We start from the raw sequence: 16,648 nt of genomic DNA, 5'->3' as shown, positions 1-16,648 counted from the left end.
ACCGATAGTCTATTGAATGGATGCTATCCATTGTGCCGGCACAGAAGGACCTTCCATGCGCCCCACCACTTTCCTGGTCACGACAGCAACTGTCCTGCTTGCCGCTGCCTGGCCATTCGCGGTGTGGTGGCTTCAAGATAGCCTGGGCCCCTGGCCCTTGTTGGCCGTGGGTAGCGCACTTATCGCCTGGCGACTGCCTCAGGCCCGGGGGCTGGCAGTGTTGGCCGCCATGGCACTCATCGCCATTGGTCTGGCAGGAAAGGCCGAATGGGGGTTACGCGGGTATCCTGTCGCCGTCAATGCCATCATGTTGGCAACCTTCGCCTTCAGCCTGTGGCAAGGTCCCCCCATCATCGAGCGCATTGCACGCTTGAAGGAACCTGACCTGCCACCGTCGGGAGTGCGCTACACCCGCAAGGTGACCCAAGCCTGGTGCGTGTTCTTTCTTGTCAACGGCGCCATAGCGGCCTGGACTGCCTACTATGCCAGCCTGGCCGTCTGGACCCTGTACAATGGCGCCATCAGCTATGTACTGATGGCGCTGATGTTTGTCACCGAATGGTGTTGCCGCCGCCGACTACGGAGTAGAACCCAGTGAATTACCTTGCTCTCACCGGGTCGCCCTGGCAGCGTGCTGCGGGTGAGTCCAGCGCACAACCGGCAGACTGGTGCTCGGCACGAACGCTAGCACCCCGGATCACCGCATGGCGTATCTGGCTGTCATCCCAGGCCGAGGGGCGCTGGCTGCTGTTTCAAACAGATCCCATGGAATTTACCGCAGCGCTGCTGGCATTGTGGGAAAGCGGTCGCAGCGCGGTATTGCCAGGCGACAACAAGCCCGCCACCCTGCGCCGCCTGAGTAGTATGGTTGACGGCATCATCCCGCCATACCCACCTCAGGTTCCCGTACAAGCGCCACTTTCCCAGCCCCCCAACGGCCAACAATGCGCGATACCGGCGCCTCTTCCTCTGCAAGCCCAGCGTGAGGCCGTGGTCCTGTATACCTCTGGTTCCACGGGCGAACCCGTCATGCAGCCGAAGCGTTTCCAGCAGTTGGAGGACGAACTCGACCAGCATGCCAAGCTATGGCCTCTCGAAGGCTGTGCGGTAGTCTCTCAAGTCAGCCATCAGCACATCTATGGCCTGCTGACCGGTATTCTCCATCCGTTATGCCACGGCGTGCCGTTCAGCGCGAGAGACAGTCGTTACCCCGAAACGCTGGCAGAAAGGCTCATGGATGCCCAGAAAGCCGGGCTGGCGGCCGTAGTAGTATCATCGCCGGCACAGTTATCACGCCTCCCCGAGCATCTGCACTGGCCCGCTATTACCCGACGCGTGTTTTCCTCGGGCGCGCCACTGAGCGAAGCAGATGCATTACGCAGTGAACAGCTGCTGCAGGCCCCTGTCATCGAAATCTACGGCAGTACCGAGACCGGCGGTGTTGCCTGGCGACGTCAGCAACAATCGGCATGCTGGACGGCCTTTCCATGTGTCGACTGGAGAATTGACCAAGGAAAGTTGCAAGTCCGATCCACCTTTCTGGAACACCCTGAACATTGGTGGCTGCAGAGTGACCGGGCCGCTTCCCAGGAAGATGGCTTTCACTTGCTGGGACGAGCCGATCGCGTGGCCAAGGTAGGGGGGAAGCGTATTTCCCTGACCCAGATCGAAAATTGCCTCAGCCTGCTGGAAGACATTCACGCCGCCCGCTGCCTGCCCCTTGCCGAACGCGATGGCCGTCTGGCTATCGTCGTCGCCATGGAGCCCGAGTCGATCCCTCGTGATCATGAGACGCGACGAAGTCTTGTCGAGCGTCTGCGCAATATCCTTGGCGATGAGCTGGATAACGTGGCAATTCCCCGTTACTGGCGCTTTGTCGAAATGCTGCCTGTCAATTCCCAGGGCAAGCACGACAACGCCTTGCTCTCACGCTGCTTCGCCGACCTCGACGACGACCGTCAGCCCCGCTGGCTTGGGGAAGTATCAAACTGTGCAGGCAACGTCGTGATACATCTGGAAGTTCCCAGTCGCCTGCGCTATCTCGCAGGCCACTTCCCTCGCTTTCCGCTCGTCCCAGGTGTCGTACTGGTTCAGTGGGCCATTGAGCTGGCCACGGAGCATTTCGGTGAACTGGGGACTTTCTGTGCGGTCGAGCGGGTGAAATTCCAGAAGATCCTGCGTCCTGGCCTGCGCTTCAGCCTGCATCTTGAACGACGTGACGATGGCATTGCCTTCCATTATGACTCTCACCACGGACGGCATGCATCCGGACGAGTCGTGTTCACTCAGGATGCCACTCATGACTGAGCTCCCCATGACTGATCTGCATCCTTGCGCCCTGATACCGGTCTACGATCACCCCGAAACCATCGCCGCGGTGTGTGATCGCTTGAGCGCCTTGGACCTGCCGGTGATTCTGGTCGACGATGGCTGCAGCGCGCCTTGTCGTCATGAGCTGGAACGCCTTGCTGCACAAGGACATCACCTCGTGCGTCATGCCAGCAATCGGGGCAAGGGAGCCGCCGTACGCTCAGGCCTGACAGAGGCACAACGGCTGGGATATACCCACGCACTGCAGGTCGATGCCGATGGCCAGCATCATGCTGACGACCTGCCTGCCTTTATTGAAAGCATGGCCCATGCCCCGCAAACCCTTCTGGCGGGTTACGCCTGCTATGACGAGAGCGTGCCCAAGGTCCGCCACTATGGGCGCTACGCTACCCATGTCTGGGTCTGGATCAATACACTGTCCTGCCATATTCGCGACACTATGTGTGGCGTCCGCCTCTATCCAGTAGCGCAGGTCAATGCCTTGCTGGCGCAACATCCCTGTGGAGAGCGCATGACATTCGATACCGAAGTCCTGGTGCGCTGGTACTGGAGTGGAGGCAACATAGAGAACCTGCCGGTGAGAGTGCATTACCCGGAAGATGGCATCAGCCACTATCATGTATGGCGCGACAACCTGCAGATCAGCCGCATGCATGCACGCCTGTTCTTCGCCATGCTGCCGCGCCTCCCTCGCCTGCTGAAGCGACATTGGGTAGCATCATGAAGTCCTCATGGGCACGTGTCGGTGAACGCGGCACCCTGGGCGGAATGCTGCTCATGGTGCACTTGCGGCGCCTGGGCGAATGGCCTTTCAAACTTGTCCTGTGGCCAGTGATCCTGTGGTATTACGCCACTCATGCCGTCGCCCGCCATGCATCGCGCGATTACCTGGCACGCCTCGACCCCAATCTGTCCCGAAGCCCCCTGGCCTGGCACCAGCGCAGCTTTCACCATTTCCTCAGCTTTGGCCGCTGCCTGATGGACAAGGTCGGCGCCTGGAGCGGTGCCTTTCCGGCCGATGAACTTCAGGGTGACGGCGTACGCCATTTCTCCGAAGCTCTCACCAGGGCAGAACGCCAGGGGCCGGGCGGCCTGGTACTGGTGGCTCATCATGGCAACCTCGATGTGGTCAATGCGCTGAATGAACAGGATTCGAACTTCGATGTCAGTGTCATCATGCACAGTCGCAATGCTCGCAAGTTCAATGAGCTACTGAGCCGTGCAACGGGGCGTCGTGGTCCCAACATCATCGAGATCAACGACATCACCCCTGCCACCGCTCAATTGCTGGATGCCAGGATCCGCGCAGGCGGCTTTGTCGTCGTCGCTGCCGACCGGGTTCCTCCTGGACTGGGACGCTATCGCTGGCTGGACTTCCTCAACGCTCCTGCAGCATTCCCAGAAGGCCCATTCCTCCTGGCAGCTCTGCTGCGCTGTCCTGTCTACCTGCTGGCCTGCGTGCGCGATGGTGATGCCTACCGAGTCGACTTCACGCCTTTCGATGACACGTCATCCTTGCCGCGCAAGCACCGCCAGGCTTGGCTTGACGACGCCATGTTCCGCTATGTGGCACAACTCGAGAACCACGTCCGCCATCACCCATTACAGTGGTTCAACTTCTTTCCGTTCTGGCAACCTCCCGAGATATCTCCGCCATGACACAGCTATCTGCCAGCCTTTCTCCTCTTGTCCTCGACGGCTCGACAGTGTCTCTCGAAGATATCCTGTCCGTTGCCGAAGGGCGTCGCAAAGTGGCGCTCTCGACAGCACCGGAGTTCCGCGAACGCATTACCCGCGGCCAGGTATTCCTTGAGCGTCTGCTGGAAGAAGACGGTGTGGTCTATGGCGTCACCACCGGTTATGGCGATGCCTGCACGCGCCCGGTGAGCATGGACGACATCGATAGCCTGCCGCGTCATCTCTATACCTTTCATGGCTGTGGCCAGGGCCAGGTGCTTGCAGCAGAGGCCGCACGGGCAGTGATTCTGGTGCGCCTGGTTTCTCTGTGTCAGGGCGTTTCAGGGGTCAGCATGGAGTTGCTCGAGCGGCTGGTGTGGCTGTTGCAGGAAGATGTGCTGCCCGTCATTCCCGAGGAAGGCTCCGTAGGCGCCAGTGGCGACCTGACTCCCCTGTCCTACCTCGCGGCCGTGCTGTGCGGCGAACGCGATGTCTTCGATCGCGGTGTTCGCCGGTCTGCCGCCGAGGCCCTGGCCGAGCGTCACATGACGCCCTATCGGCTCAAGCCCAAGGAAGGACTGGCATTGATGAATGGCACTGCAGTGATGACCGCTCTGGGCATCCTGGCCTTTGCCCGCTGCTCCTATCTGGCCCTCCTGAGCACTCGCATCACCGCGCTTTCGGTCCAGGCACTGAACGGCAACCCTTACCACTTCGATGCCGACCTGTTCGCTGCCAAGCCTCACCCAGGCCAGCAGCGTGTCGCCGAGCGACTGCGCCAGGATCTTCACGCCCCCAGCACCCCACGTAACTCATCACGCCTGCAGGATCGCTATTCGACGCGCTGCGCTCCGCATGTCATCGGAGTCGTGGAAGATGCTCTGCCCTGGTGGCGCCAGTTCCTTACCAATGAACTCAACAGCGCCAACGACAATCCACTGATCGACCCCGATGTCGGCAAGGTGATGCACGGCGGACATTTCTATGGCGGCCACGTGGCCTTCGTCATGGACAGTCTGAAGCAAGCAGCGGCCAACCTTGCGGACCTGCTCGACCGCCAGCTGGCGCTGCTGGTCGACACTCGCTACAACCACGGCCTGCCAAGCAATCTGAGCGGAGCCAGCCCTGAGCGGCTCCCCCTCAACCATGGTTACAAAGCCGTTCAGATTGGCGCCTCCGCATGGACTGCCGAAGCACTGAAACTGACCATGCCCGCCAGCGTGTTTTCCCGCTCCACCGAGTGCCACAATCAGGACAAGGTCAGCATGGGCACCATCGCCGCCCGCGATGCCCTGCGCGTACTGACACTGGTCGAACAGGTCGCCGCAGCCACCCTGCATGCTGCCTGTCAGGGCGTAGAGCTGCGCAGCCAGTTGAACATCCTTCACACAGGCAGCACCGCAGCGAGTGCCGAAGAGAACAATGAGGCCGTACCCCAGGCCCTGGGCGACTTCATCGACGCCATTCGCCAGAATATCGACCCTGTACTTGAAGACCGCGCCCTGGACCAGGACCTCACTCTGCTGTGTTCACTGATTCGCAAGCGCCATTGGAGCCTGTATGACGCCGGATGATCGCCCTCTACCGCAGATTGAAGCCGACATCGAGATCCCCTTTCACGACGTCGACATGATGCAGGTCGCCTGGCATGGCCATTATGTCCGCTACCTGGAAATCGCCCGCTGCAAGCTGCTGGACACCATCAACTACAACTATCCGCAGATGTGCGAATCAGGCTATGCCTGGCCGATCATCGACATGAGGCTACGCTATGCCGCTCCAGCGCGTTTCGGCCAGCATCTTGTCATCGAGGCCCGACTCAGCGAATGGGAGCATCGCATGAAGATCGATTACACCATCCGCTGTGCCACAACCCGGCGCCGCCTGACCCGGGCATGGACCGTGCAGGTTGCCGTGGAAATGGCCTCGGGGGAGATGCAATTGGCCTCCCCTCAAGTGTTCATCGATAGGCTTGTCACCTGGCAGGAGGCCAATCACTGATGCGTTATTCACTTCTCGCCCTGCTGCTGACGGCAGCGCTTGCCTCCACCGCGGCGGCTACCGAAACCGGCGCTGGTCCCCGTTCTTCTCTCGATCTTGCTGAACTCAGCCAGCGACTCAGTGAAGAGGCGCCTGAGTGTGTCGAGTTTCAGCAGCAACGCTGGCTGGCAGACCTGGGAACCCAGGTGGACAGCCAGGGCTACTTTCAGCGCCAGTCACAAGGGTTCATCTGGCAGACACTTACCCCCGTCAACGACCGTGTCGTACTGACGCCGGACAATCCCGACCTGCCGCCTGGGCTCAAGGCCATGCTGCCTGTACTTTCAGGCCTGCTCCAGGGCGACTGGGCCAGGCTCGAACAGCATTTCAGCATCGATCTCAAGGGCAGTATTGAACAGTGGAACGCGACGCTTACGCCCACTGATGACATCGTGTCCGAACGCCTTGAGCAGATTCAGCTCAATGGCGCCGACCGAATCGACCAGTTGCACCTGGTCTTCCGCAACGGCGACAGGCTGATGCTGGAGTTGAGTGCCGCACCCTGCCCTGACGTCATTGACCAAGGGAATGGCGAACAACCCGGCCATGATGCAAGTGATACCCAGCAGGGGCACTATCAGTGATCCGCTCACGGGGGCTGCTGCTATGGTTGGGCGTGATCCTGGTCAGTGCTGTCCTGCTCGGGATCCAGCTATGGCGCGGTGCTCCTCTGGATACCCGTATCACGGCCCTGCTACCGGAATCTGCCAGCAACGCTCTGTTTCAGCACACAGACCAACGCCTTGCAGACGCCTTCGAGCAGCGCTTCCTGATACTGGTCACCGGCCCCGGTGATGTTGCTGCCACCCAGGAACTACGCAGGCGCCTGCAAGAAAGCGGCGTGGTGGCTCGCTTTGATGAGCAGTCGCCTCCTCGCCCGGACCACCTGCTGGCCCCCTACCGATATCGACTGCTGCCCCCGACACTGGCACAGGGCACTCCGGAAGACTGGATCAAGCGTGGTCTGTCTCGCCTGTTCACCCCAGGAGTCGCTGGCGACCTCGTTCATGACCCCTTCGGCCTGCTTGATGCCTGGCTCAGTGCCCGTCTTGCCTCCCACGTGGAATGGCGCGATGGCGGCCCGGTCGTCACCACACCAAAGGCGACGTGGCGGCTGATCAGTGCCACCCTGGCCGCCAGTCCCTACGACATGGAACTGCAGCGCCGCCTGAACGAGACATTGGATCGCTTTACTGCCGACCACCCTGATCTCACCTTGCTGCGTTCAGGCCTGGTGTTCCACGCCGCCGCCGGAGCCCGGCAGGCCCAGCGAGAGGTCACCACCATCGGTGTCGGTTCCCTGCTCGGTGTCCTGCTGATGCTCTGGCTGGTCTTTCGCCGGCCGGCCCTGATGGCAACACTGCTGGTGCCTGTTGCCAGCGGACTATTATTTGCCAGCGCCATCACCTGGACATTATTCGGCTCCCTGAACCTGATTACCCTGGCCTTTGGTGCCAGTCTGATCGGCATCTCGGTGGACTACGCACTGCATTTGCAATGCATGCGTCAACTGCATCCACACCGCCCACTTTCTGCGCTGTGGCCAGGCTTGTTTCTCAGCCTTGTCTCCAGTTTGTGTGCTTACCTGGTACTGATGGCGCCGCCCATTCCTGGCCTGCGCCAGATGGCAACCTTCACCGCCTGTGGCCTGTTCGGTGCCTGGTTGAGCGTTCGCCTATGCCTGCCCTGCATCCCTCTGCGCAGCCATCCTGCTACCCAGGCCATTGCCCTGCGCCTGAACAGCCTGCGCCTGGGCCCTCATCATCGCAACGCCTATGTTCTGATGCTGCTGGTACTGCTTGCCGCGCTGCTGCTGGCTATTCTGGCAGGCCACTCGCGTCACGACCTGCGTCAACTGAACAGTTCCCCCCAGGCACTGATCGATCAGCAGCAGCGCGTACAGGCATTGCTCGGCCAACCAGCAGGGTTCCGTTATCTGGTACTGCAAGCGGACGCTCCCGAGACGCTGCTGCAGCGCCTGGAGACCATGGATGCCGAATTATCTCGCCTGCATCATCAAGGACACTTATCCAGCTACCGTCACCTGGCCCAGGTCGTACCCTCAAGAGCCACCCAGGAAAGCAACCTGCAAACCGTCACCCAACGCTATCAGAGCGCCCTGCCATCTGTGCTGAAACAGGCAGGGCTACCTTCCGAACAAGCGAGTCGTATCTGGGCAACACTGGACAAGGTTCCGACATTGACGCCGGACATATGGCTTGACGATGACGCTGGAGAAACCCTGCGCCCGTTATGGTTCACACTGAATGGCACACCCAGTGCCGTCATTCTGCTGGGAGACCTCGATAATCAGGGCCTCGCCAAAGTCCAGGCGCTGTCCCGAGCCCCCGGTACCTTATATCGCGACCGGGTCAGTGCACTTTCTTCCCAACTGGAACAACTGAGCACCAGCATCATTCGCTGGCTGGCCCTGGCCATGTTCGTGCTGGGTGTTGCCTTCCTTTGGCGCTACCGTTTGAACGCCTGGCGGGTGCTGTTACCTCCTGTTGGCGCAGTGATACTGACATTGGGGATCTTCGCTGCCTTGCAGATTGGCCTGTCACTCTTTCACCTGCTGGGGCTTCTGCTGGTACTCGGCATTGGTCTCGATGCCGGCATCTTCAGTACCGAGCACCCCGACGACCCGGCTGCCTGGCTGGCCATCACGCTATCCTGCGCCTCCAGCCTGCTGGCGTTTGGACTACTGGCGTTCAGTGCCACTCCTGCACTGCACTTTCTCGGCACAACCTGCCTGATCGGTCTGACCGCCACCTGGTGTCTGGTGCCCTTCTCTCGATCAAGCAAATCACTTGCCGCCTCTCACACGGAGAAGACTTCTCATGGACATCGTTGAGACTACAGACATCGCGATCATTGGTGCCGGCCCTGCCGGGGCGGCAGCTGCAGCCTGGCTGGCGCGTGACGGTTGGTCAGTACAGGTATTGGAGCGCCAGCATTTCCCTCGTTTCAGCATTGGCGAGAGCCTGCTGCCCCAGTGCATGGTCTATCTGGAACAGTGCGGATTGCTTGAGTCTGCGCAAGCCGGAGAATTCCAGGCCAAGAACGGAGCTGCCTTCTGTCATCGTGCGCGCTATGCTGCCATCGACTTCCGCGACAAGTTTTCTTCCGGGCCAGGCACCACCTGGCAAGTGGAACGAGCCGACTTCGACCAACGCCTGATCGAGGGAGCACGTCGCGCCGGCGCTCAGATCCACTTCGGCGTCAGTGTTGCCGGCTTTCACGCCCACCCTCAACAGCCATGTCTTCAGCTTGAAGATGAACAAGGCAGGCGTCATACCTTGAAGGCTCGCTTCGTGCTCGATGCCAGCGGCTATGGCCGTGTCCTGGCTCGCCTGGAGAAGCTTGACCGACCCTCTCCCTTGGCGCCCCGCACAGCGCTCTTCACCCACGTCGAAGACCATATCGAAGCGGCGGAATACGACCGTGAAAAGATTCTGATCGGGGTTCATCCCCAGGACGCCACGACTTGGTACTGGCTGATTCCCTTCCGTTCCGGACGTGCTTCGGTCGGCGTGGTGACGGCACCAGACCAGGCCGATGCCGCTGGCGACAGCGACGACCAACGATTGTGGAACCTGCTCCGTCAGGAACCGCGTTTCTCTCGTCTGTTGAGTCATGCGCAGCCTAGGCGCGAGGTCCAGCGTATCGGCGGTTATTCTGCTGACATCGAGCGTCTGCATGGTCCAGGCTTCGCCATTCTCGGCAACGCAGGCGAGTTTCTCGACCCGGTATTCTCCTCAGGCGTCACCATCGCTCTGGATTCCGCCCTGCGCGCAGCGCCTCTGGTCAAGCAACAGCTGGAAGGACAGGACATCGATTGGGACACCTCCTTTGAGCGTCCCTTGCGACAAGGTATTGCTACCTTCCGCGCTTTTGTCGATGCCTGGTACGACGAGCGTCTGCAACGCATCATTTTCCACGACCGCCAGCCACAAAGAATCCGACAGATGATTGCCTCGGTTCTGGCCGGTTATGCTTGGGATCAGGACAACCCGTTTGTCAGCGCCAGCAAGCGACGCCTGGATAGCCTGGCCGAATATTGCTACCCGGAACAGGGGAGTTGAGCCCTATGGAGCTGATCTCGATGAAGCAAGGCGACATGGCCCGGTATGGCCTGACGCGATGTGAGACAGCCTCGAGTGGCCAGGAGCGCCGTCCGCAAGGGCAGAAACACTCCCTGCTCCACGGGCTTCTCAGTGGCGTCCTGCTACTGGCTCTGAGTGCCTGCAGCAACATACCACCAACGTCACCGGCACCAAGTCTCGCAACGCTGCCACCCGCGACACCCAGTATTCAACGGCTGACCTTTGAGCACGCAAACAAGCGCGATACGCTTCTCGGTGTCATCCGCCACGACCATCAACAATTGCAACTGGCTTTGCTGAGCTTGCAGGGTCAGCGACTGCTGACGATGGTTCGTGATGAAAACGGTAGCCGTTTCCTGCCCGATGCGGTGTTCGATCCCCCCTTCAGTGCCGATTGGCTGGCCAGCCGCCTGACCTGGAGCCTGTGGCCGAAAGATGACATACAAGATGCCTTTAACGGCACAGACTGGACATTGGAAACTACTGCCAGACAACGCAGGATCTACTACCGAGGTCGCTTGAAAGCACGTATCGACACAACACCGCAATGTCGAGTCATTGATGATGTCGAAGCAGGATATCGGCTCTACATTGCGCCGACAGCAGCGCAAGGCACGAAAACACAAGACGACAGCACGACAGCATGCCCTCCACCATGACCTATTGCCGCCTTTACCCACCAGCCCTGGTCTGCCCACTTGGCGACCAACTGGACATCATCGCCACCCGCCTTTTCCAAGGCCAGGCGGGCTTGCACACGAGCGATGCCTTCACACCGGGCAGGCCCTTGCCATTGGGACGCGTTGACACTGCCCTTCCGGATGACAGTGGATGGCCCAGCAAGTACCGTTCACGCAACAACCGTTTGCTTGCGGCAGCCCTGGAGCGCCTGGCCCCCACTCTGGAAGACTGGCGCAGTGCCAATCCTGATGCACGTATTGCCGTCATCCTGGGCACCAGCACGTCAGGCATCGGGGAAACCGAAGACGCGCTTTCACAACGCGGCAGGGATGGCGACTGGCCAGAGGACTTCCAATACTATCGCCATGAAATCGGTGCACCTGCTGATTTCGTTGCCTGGTACCTGAACCTTGATGGCCCCGCCTATACCCTGTCCACGGCCTGCACGTCCAGCGCCAAGGCCCTGGCCAGTGCCCGCCGCCTGATTGCCAGCGGCCAGTGCGATGCGGCCATCGCGGGAGGGGCCGACTCACTGTGCCGTTTGACCGTCAATGGTTTCGCCTCGCTGGAGGCGGTCAGCGACGCTCCCTGCCGTCCCTTTGCCGCCGATAGAAGGGGCATCAATCTCGGTGAAGGGGCCGCGCTATTCCTGGTCACTGGAGAAAACGGCGGCATTCAGCTTGGCGGCTATGGTGAAACCAGCGATGCCCATCATATTTCCGCCCCCCGGCCGGATGGTTCCGGCGCCCGTGAAGCCATGCTCGCGGCTCTGCACATGGCTGGCGTGCAGGCGTCACAGGTCGACTATCTCAACTTGCACGGCACCGCCACCAAGCTGAATGATGCGATGGAATCCCTGGCCGTTGCCGAAGTGTTCCCTCAAGGTGTGCCCTGCAGCTCGACCAAGAGCCTGACAGGCCACACACTGGGAGCATGTGGCGCCCTGGAAGCCGCTTTCTGCTGGCTGGCCATCGACCGCGGGCAACTACCGCCTCAGCTGTACGAGGCCGACCCGGCCCTGCCCGCCCTGACCTTCAGCCATGGCGGCCATTACGATGTGAAACGCGCCCTGTCCAATGCCTTTGCCTTTGGCGGCAATAACATTGCCCTGCTCATGGAACGCAGCCAATGATTCACCATACGACTCCCGACCAGGCAGGTTCATATCCTCAGTCCATTGACTCACTGGTACCTCACGAAGGTGACATGTGCCTGCTGGATGAGCTACTGGAGGTTGGCCAGGAGCATCTGCGCGCTCGAGTCACTCCTAAGCGTGATGACCTGTTTGCAACCTCCGCAGGCATCCCCGGCTGGGTCGGCCTGGAGTGGATGGCCCAGGCCATCGCTGCCTGGTCAGGACACCACAACACGGATCAGGGACGGCGCCCCAGCATCGGTTTTCTGCTCGGTACCCGACGCTATCGCTGCGACCTTGCATCCTTCCCTTTGGGTGTGCCCGTCGAAGTCACCATTCAACTGGACTATCGTGCCGACAATGGCCTGGGCGCCTTCCAGGCCGAGTTACACACCGCTCAGGGCCAGGTCGCCAGTGCTCTGCTCAATGTGTTCCAACCCGAATCCGAAGATGCCCTGAATGCCATGCTGAAGGAGCAACCATGAGAGATACCATTCTCGTTACCGGCTCCAGCCGAGGCATCGGCCGTGCCATTGCGCTGCGCCTGGCCAAGGACGGCTTCGATATCGTGCTGCATTGTCGTCAACAAAAGGATGCCGCCGAGCGTGTTGCCGAGGACATTCGTCACTTGGGCCGTGACGTGCGCATTCTGTGCTTTGACGTGACTGACCGAGAGCATGCACGCCAGACGCTGGAAGCAGACATCGACGCTCACGGGGCTTACTACGGCGTCGTGTGCAATGCCGGCATCACTGCCGATGCGGCTTTCCCGGCGCTGTCCGATGCCGACTGGGATGGGGTCATCGATACTGGCCTCAATGGCTTCTACAACGTGATCAAGCCGATCACCATGCCGTTGGTACGTCGGCGCAAACCCGGGCGCATTGTGGTCATGTCATCCGTCTCCGGTCTGATGGGTAACCGTGGACAGGTCAACTACAGCGCCGCCAAGGCCGGCTTGATCGGAGCCGTGAAGGCATTGGCCATCGAACTCGCCAAACGCAGAATCACCGTCAATGCCGTTGCGCCAGGGTTGATCGACACTGACATGACAGAAGACCTGGCTCGCGATGAAGCGCTCAAGATGATCCCCATGCAGCGCACCGGTACCGCCGATGAAGTTGCCGCTGCCGTCAGTTTCCTGTGTTCCCACGAGGCAAGCTACATCACCCGCCAGGTCATTGCGGTCAACGGAGGTATGTGCTGATGACAACCAATGCCATGCGCCCCGACGGTCTGGGCCGACGCGTGGTCGTGACCGGAATGGCGGGGTTCTCGCCTATCGGCAACGACTGGCCAAGCATTCGCCAGCGTCTCGCTGCGGGTATCAACGGCATCTGTCATATGAAAGAGTGGGAACAGTACGAGGGCTTGAACACGCGTCTCGCCGGGGTAGTGCAAGACTTCTCCCTGCCCGAACACTACCATCGCAAGGCCCTGCGCAGCATGGGACGCGGAGCCCGCATGGCCACCCGGGCCAGCGAGCTGGCCCTGGAAGATGCCGGTCTGCTCGACAGCACGTTGACCAGAAGCGGCCGCATGGGCATCGCCTATGGCGCCTCCGCCGGAGAACCTGACGCGGTGGCCGACTTCGGCAACATGTTGATCAACAAGTCCACCGATGGGCTTAATGCCAACTCCTATATCCGCATGATGGCGCATACCGCGCCAGTGAACATCGGGGTTTTCCTTGGTGTTCGCGGACGCATCCATACCACTTCAAGTGCTTGTACCTCCGGTAGCCAGGGGATCGGCTACGCTTACGAGGCCATTCGCTTCGGTCGCCAGACCGCCATGATTGCAGGCGGCTGCGAAGAGCTTTCCGCCTCCGAGGCAGCCGTCTTCGATACCCTGTTCGCGACCAGCACACTCAACGACCAACCCGAGAAGACACCTCGTCCCTTCGATGCTGGGCGTGATGGTCTGGTCATCGGAGAAGGGGCAGGAACCCTGATTCTGGAGGACCTCGAGCATGCTCTGGCCAGGGGAGCCAGGATTCATGCCGAACTGGTAGGATTTGCCACCAACAGTGATGGCCGCCATGTCACTCAGCCAGATACCGCCATGATGGAGGCTGCCATACGCGGTGCACTCGCCGACGCCGCGTTGTGCCCGGAGCAGATCGGCTATGTCAGCGCCCATGGCACAGCCACGGAACGTGGCGATATTGCTGAGTCCATTGCCACACAAGCCGTCTTTGGAAAAGCTCAGCCGATCAGTGCATTCAAGAGTTTTACCGGTCACACTCTAGGGGCCTGCGGTGCACTCGAAGCCTGGGTCGCTATCGAGATGATGCGTGAAGGCTGGTTCCACGCCACCGCCAATCTGGATATGCTCGATCCAAAATGCGCAGAACTGGATTACCTTTGTGGCAAGGGCCGCCACATCGACTGTGAATATGTCATGAGCAACAACTTTGCCTTCGGCGGCATCAATACATCACTGATCTTCCAGCGCTGGGGCCCATGAAGCCCTGGGCCGACAGGTTTCATGCTCGCTTTGCAACCACCGCCTCAGCGGCTCCATCTCACCACGCCATCTATCTCACCGCACAATCTATCTCACTGCACAAGGAGTGATAAAAGATGAAGAAAGGACTGATTTGCCTGGCCTTGATGCTCAGCAGCATGGTGCTGGCATCCATGGCTCAGGCCCGCGATACGCAGTATTTCCTGCCCATTCAGGATGTACTGGCCATGCCTGAGGCCAAGAAAAAGCTCGACCCCAATATCCACTTTGTCTTCGGCGACAGTGCCGTCGCCGGCAGCGTGGCCCAGGAACATGGGCCAGTGGTCACATACCGCAAGACCAATGCCTTGAACAAGACCGATGAGGAAGCCTGCCGTTGGGTGATGCTGTCCGCCCTGCTGGCGATACAGGAGCGTGCCAAGGAAGAAGGCGCCAATGCGGTCATCAACATCACCAGCTACTACGATGAGATTGCCAGGCCCTCTGCAACGGAATACGAATGTCGTGCCGGTACCCTGATTGCCGGTGTCTCGCTCAAGGGCGAAGTTGTCACACTGGAGTGAGCTAGGCCCCGCTCGCCTGCTACTGGCCCTTGCACGTACAGGGCCAGTAGCCAGAGGAGCCGGAGCCTCTCGCCTGGGCCGCGAGTTGTTGTCACAGCTTGCGGCCCAGTGGGCGATCGACTGCCCCCTGGCAGGCTGGTCACCGCGCGGTCACGGACCGGTACGCCACGATAACCTGCCCAATGGTATCTGGCCGGGGTTGAGCCACCGTCGTGATCATGTCATCGCCGCGCTGTCCAACAGACCCTTCGGACTGGACATCGAGAGCCCCATTGGACGTCATGCACGCAAGCTCGACGGCCTGATCGAAGCTTTCCCCACACCGCAGATACGCACCTCCATCCACCAGGATGCCCAACCACAACAGGCTTTCTATCGCGCCTGGACCTTGCATGAAGCGCTCTTCAAGCTCGCCTGGAGCGAAGGGAAAAGGCCGTCGCACGTGCTTTCCCCGGATATCGCGACAATGCTCGACGAGTTGGCTCCGAATGGCACCATACATGTCTGGCAATATCAGGATGAGCAATTGACCATTCATCTCTGTATTCGCAGCCCTGAGCTCGATATCAGCCCTGAGCTCGACATCAGCATGCCGCTGCCAGGAACAACGTCCATAACACTCAGGCCGGTACAAGATCTCTGATGTTCCCGGCAGTCATTCTCAAGTAGTTCTCGCCCGACCATCGAGCGTGGTTCCATGGCGACTTCCTTTTCGATGCTGAATCGCTTTCTCGCTCACTTCACCCATCAGCACGATGGAGTCGATCAAAAGTCGAGTTGCACAAAATGTCTGACATTTCATATATTGTCGTCAGACATTTTGGAGTTCCTGCATGGATCCTCTCGCCACACCACGTCTTGCCAAGTTGCCCCAACCTGCCCAGGAGCGCAGCGCTTCTGCGTTGGCCGAGGTTCTGGCCCAGGCGATCCTGTCTGGCCACTGGCAACCTGGTGATACTTTCCCCCGGGAGATCGATCTATGTGCCCACTTCTCCGCCAGCCGCAACAAGGTGCGCAACGCTCTGGCGGAACTGAGTACCGCCGGGCTGATCGAGCGCACCGCCGGGCGTGGCACTGTGGTCAAGGACATCATCGACTGGCATCTGCTGGCACCACAGATGAGTGCCTGGATGGCCAGGTTGGAATCACCTCATCCTCAGCTGATAAAAGCCGTCTTTGCCTTTCGCCTGTCCGCAGAACCCTATATCAGTGAGCTGGCGGCATTGAATGCCACCGCCGAGGACCTGGCTCGCATCGAGGCCGCTTTCATCGGCATGCGTGACAGTGCCGGTGTAGAAGAGCTTCGCCAGCAGCATATCGAGCATGATGTCGCCTTCCATGATGCGATCTATCGCGCCAGCCATAATCTGGTATGGCGGCAGATGGGGCTGCTGCTCAAGCCATCCATCGTCGCGCTGATCCAAAGTGCACAGCATCACACACAGGACTTGAGCGATAGCCTCGAACGCCATCAGCAACTACTGGAAGCCATTCGCCTACGCCAGCCAGCACAGGCACGCCATGCCACAGAGTGCCTGCTGGAGCGCACCGCAATGGATCTGGAAATGGATCACAGCACATCTCCACCCACAGCCACATTGCGGGCACCATCACGCCCCCTTCACGATTCCACTCAAGGACACTGA

17 protein-coding genes are annotated in these 16,648 nt (G+C 60.2%); all 17 read left to right on the top strand.

Annotated features, from left to right (window positions below; genetic code table 11):
* Positions 1–55: 55 nt before the first annotated feature.
* The 17 genes from Q1K07_RS18560 (at position 56) to Q1K07_RS18480 (ending at position 16,648) form a co-directional block, all read left to right on the top strand.
* Positions 56–598: a hypothetical protein gene (locus Q1K07_RS18560; protein ID WP_300314512.1), complete on the top strand. Its 543-nt coding sequence runs from the start codon at positions 56–58 to the stop codon at positions 596–598.
* Entirely contained in the window at positions 595–2,307 is a 1,713-nt protein-coding gene (locus Q1K07_RS18555) for an AMP-binding protein (RefSeq protein ID WP_300314509.1), read from the top strand. The genes Q1K07_RS18560 and Q1K07_RS18555 overlap by 4 nt, the downstream gene beginning before the upstream one ends.
* Positions 2,300–3,055 carry a glycosyltransferase family 2 protein gene (locus Q1K07_RS18550; protein WP_300314507.1) on the top strand — a complete coding sequence of 252 codons (756 nt, stop codon included), beginning with the start codon at positions 2,300–2,302 and terminating at the stop codon, positions 3,053–3,055. Before Q1K07_RS18555 ends, Q1K07_RS18550 begins: the two co-directional genes overlap by 8 nt.
* Positions 3,052–3,990: a glycosyl transferase gene (locus Q1K07_RS18545; RefSeq protein WP_300314504.1), complete on the top strand. Its 939-nt coding sequence runs from the start codon at positions 3,052–3,054 to the stop codon at positions 3,988–3,990. The genes Q1K07_RS18550 and Q1K07_RS18545 overlap by 4 nt, the downstream gene beginning before the upstream one ends.
* Positions 3,987–5,582 (top strand): histidine ammonia-lyase, encoded by a 1,596-nt coding sequence (locus Q1K07_RS18540; protein ID WP_300314501.1) that lies wholly within the window; start codon positions 3,987–3,989, stop codon positions 5,580–5,582. The genes Q1K07_RS18545 and Q1K07_RS18540 overlap by 4 nt, the downstream gene beginning before the upstream one ends.
* Positions 5,569–6,009, top strand: a complete 441-nt coding sequence (locus Q1K07_RS18535; protein ID WP_366945093.1) for an acyl-CoA thioesterase — start codon at positions 5,569–5,571, stop codon at positions 6,007–6,009. Before Q1K07_RS18540 ends, Q1K07_RS18535 begins: the two co-directional genes overlap by 14 nt.
* The gene (locus Q1K07_RS18530; protein ID WP_300314498.1) at positions 6,009–6,632 is read left to right on the top strand and encodes a LolA-related protein; all 624 of its coding nucleotides are present in this window, start codon (positions 6,009–6,011) and stop codon (positions 6,630–6,632) included. Before Q1K07_RS18535 ends, Q1K07_RS18530 begins: the two co-directional genes overlap by 1 nt.
* Entirely contained in the window at positions 6,629–8,902 is a 2,274-nt protein-coding gene (locus Q1K07_RS18525; protein ID WP_300314495.1) for a hypothetical protein, read from the top strand. Before Q1K07_RS18530 ends, Q1K07_RS18525 begins: the two co-directional genes overlap by 4 nt.
* The gene (locus Q1K07_RS18520) at positions 8,889–10,133 is read left to right on the top strand and encodes an FAD-dependent oxidoreductase (protein WP_300314492.1); all 1,245 of its coding nucleotides are present in this window, start codon (positions 8,889–8,891) and stop codon (positions 10,131–10,133) included. The genes Q1K07_RS18525 and Q1K07_RS18520 overlap by 14 nt, the downstream gene beginning before the upstream one ends.
* 20 nt (positions 10,134–10,153) lie before the next feature.
* The gene (locus Q1K07_RS18515) at positions 10,154–10,813 is read left to right on the top strand and encodes a DUF3261 domain-containing protein (protein WP_300314490.1); all 660 of its coding nucleotides are present in this window, start codon (positions 10,154–10,156) and stop codon (positions 10,811–10,813) included.
* Positions 10,798–11,967 (top strand): beta-ketoacyl-ACP synthase, encoded by a 1,170-nt coding sequence (locus Q1K07_RS18510; RefSeq protein ID WP_300314487.1) that lies wholly within the window; start codon positions 10,798–10,800, stop codon positions 11,965–11,967. The genes Q1K07_RS18515 and Q1K07_RS18510 overlap by 16 nt, the downstream gene beginning before the upstream one ends.
* Entirely contained in the window at positions 11,964–12,455 is a 492-nt protein-coding gene (locus Q1K07_RS18505; protein ID WP_300314484.1) for a hotdog family protein, read from the top strand. Before Q1K07_RS18510 ends, Q1K07_RS18505 begins: the two co-directional genes overlap by 4 nt.
* The gene (gene fabG, locus Q1K07_RS18500; protein WP_300314481.1) at positions 12,452–13,177 is read left to right on the top strand and encodes a 3-oxoacyl-ACP reductase FabG; all 726 of its coding nucleotides are present in this window, start codon (positions 12,452–12,454) and stop codon (positions 13,175–13,177) included. The genes Q1K07_RS18505 and fabG overlap by 4 nt, the downstream gene beginning before the upstream one ends.
* A complete protein-coding gene (locus Q1K07_RS18495; RefSeq protein WP_366945092.1) occupies positions 13,177–14,439 on the top strand; it encodes a beta-ketoacyl-ACP synthase in 1,263 nt (420 codons plus the stop codon). The genes fabG and Q1K07_RS18495 overlap by 1 nt, the downstream gene beginning before the upstream one ends.
* A gap of 116 nt (positions 14,440–14,555) precedes the next feature.
* Positions 14,556–15,002, top strand: a complete 447-nt coding sequence (locus tag Q1K07_RS18490; RefSeq protein WP_300314479.1) for an excinuclease ATPase subunit — start codon at positions 14,556–14,558, stop codon at positions 15,000–15,002.
* Positions 14,986–15,645: a 4'-phosphopantetheinyl transferase superfamily protein gene (locus Q1K07_RS18485; protein ID WP_300314476.1), complete on the top strand. Its 660-nt coding sequence runs from the start codon at positions 14,986–14,988 to the stop codon at positions 15,643–15,645. The genes Q1K07_RS18490 and Q1K07_RS18485 overlap by 17 nt, the downstream gene beginning before the upstream one ends.
* Positions 15,646–15,835: 190 nt before the next feature.
* Positions 15,836–16,648, top strand: a complete 813-nt coding sequence (locus tag Q1K07_RS18480; protein WP_300314474.1) for an FCD domain-containing protein — start codon at positions 15,836–15,838, stop codon at positions 16,646–16,648.

This window comes from Halomonas sp. (assembly GCF_029263665.1).
Lineage (GTDB): Bacteria > Pseudomonadota > Gammaproteobacteria > Pseudomonadales > Halomonadaceae > Halomonas.
This window is presented reverse-complemented; position numbering and strand designations above follow the sequence as displayed.

Bases quoted from the DNA above. Each gene is read 5' to 3' on its own strand.
- Q1K07_RS18560 (WP_300314512.1), top strand. From the start codon at position 56: ATGCGCCCCACCACTTTCCTGGTCACGACAGCAACTGTCCTGCTTGCC.
- Q1K07_RS18550 (WP_300314507.1), top strand. From the start codon at position 2,300: ATGACTGAGCTCCCCATGACTGATCTGCATCCTTGCGCCCTGATACCG.
- Q1K07_RS18545 (WP_300314504.1), top strand. From the start codon at position 3,052: ATGAAGTCCTCATGGGCACGTGTCGGTGAACGCGGCACCCTGGGCGGA.
- Q1K07_RS18540 (WP_300314501.1), top strand. From the start codon at position 3,987: ATGACACAGCTATCTGCCAGCCTTTCTCCTCTTGTCCTCGACGGCTCG.
- Q1K07_RS18535 (WP_366945093.1), top strand. From the start codon at position 5,569: ATGACGCCGGATGATCGCCCTCTACCGCAGATTGAAGCCGACATCGAG.
- Q1K07_RS18530 (WP_300314498.1), top strand. From the start codon at position 6,009: ATGCGTTATTCACTTCTCGCCCTGCTGCTGACGGCAGCGCTTGCCTCC.
- Q1K07_RS18520 (WP_300314492.1), top strand. From the start codon at position 8,889: ATGGACATCGTTGAGACTACAGACATCGCGATCATTGGTGCCGGCCCT.
- Q1K07_RS18515 (WP_300314490.1), top strand. From the start codon at position 10,154: ATGAAGCAAGGCGACATGGCCCGGTATGGCCTGACGCGATGTGAGACA.
- Q1K07_RS18510 (WP_300314487.1), top strand. From the start codon at position 10,798: ATGCCCTCCACCATGACCTATTGCCGCCTTTACCCACCAGCCCTGGTC.
- Q1K07_RS18505 (WP_300314484.1), top strand. From the start codon at position 11,964: ATGATTCACCATACGACTCCCGACCAGGCAGGTTCATATCCTCAGTCC.
- fabG (WP_300314481.1), top strand. From the start codon at position 12,452: ATGAGAGATACCATTCTCGTTACCGGCTCCAGCCGAGGCATCGGCCGT.
- Q1K07_RS18495 (WP_366945092.1), top strand. From the start codon at position 13,177: ATGACAACCAATGCCATGCGCCCCGACGGTCTGGGCCGACGCGTGGTC.
- Q1K07_RS18490 (WP_300314479.1), top strand. From the start codon at position 14,556: ATGAAGAAAGGACTGATTTGCCTGGCCTTGATGCTCAGCAGCATGGTG.
- Q1K07_RS18480 (WP_300314474.1), top strand. From the start codon at position 15,836: ATGGATCCTCTCGCCACACCACGTCTTGCCAAGTTGCCCCAACCTGCC.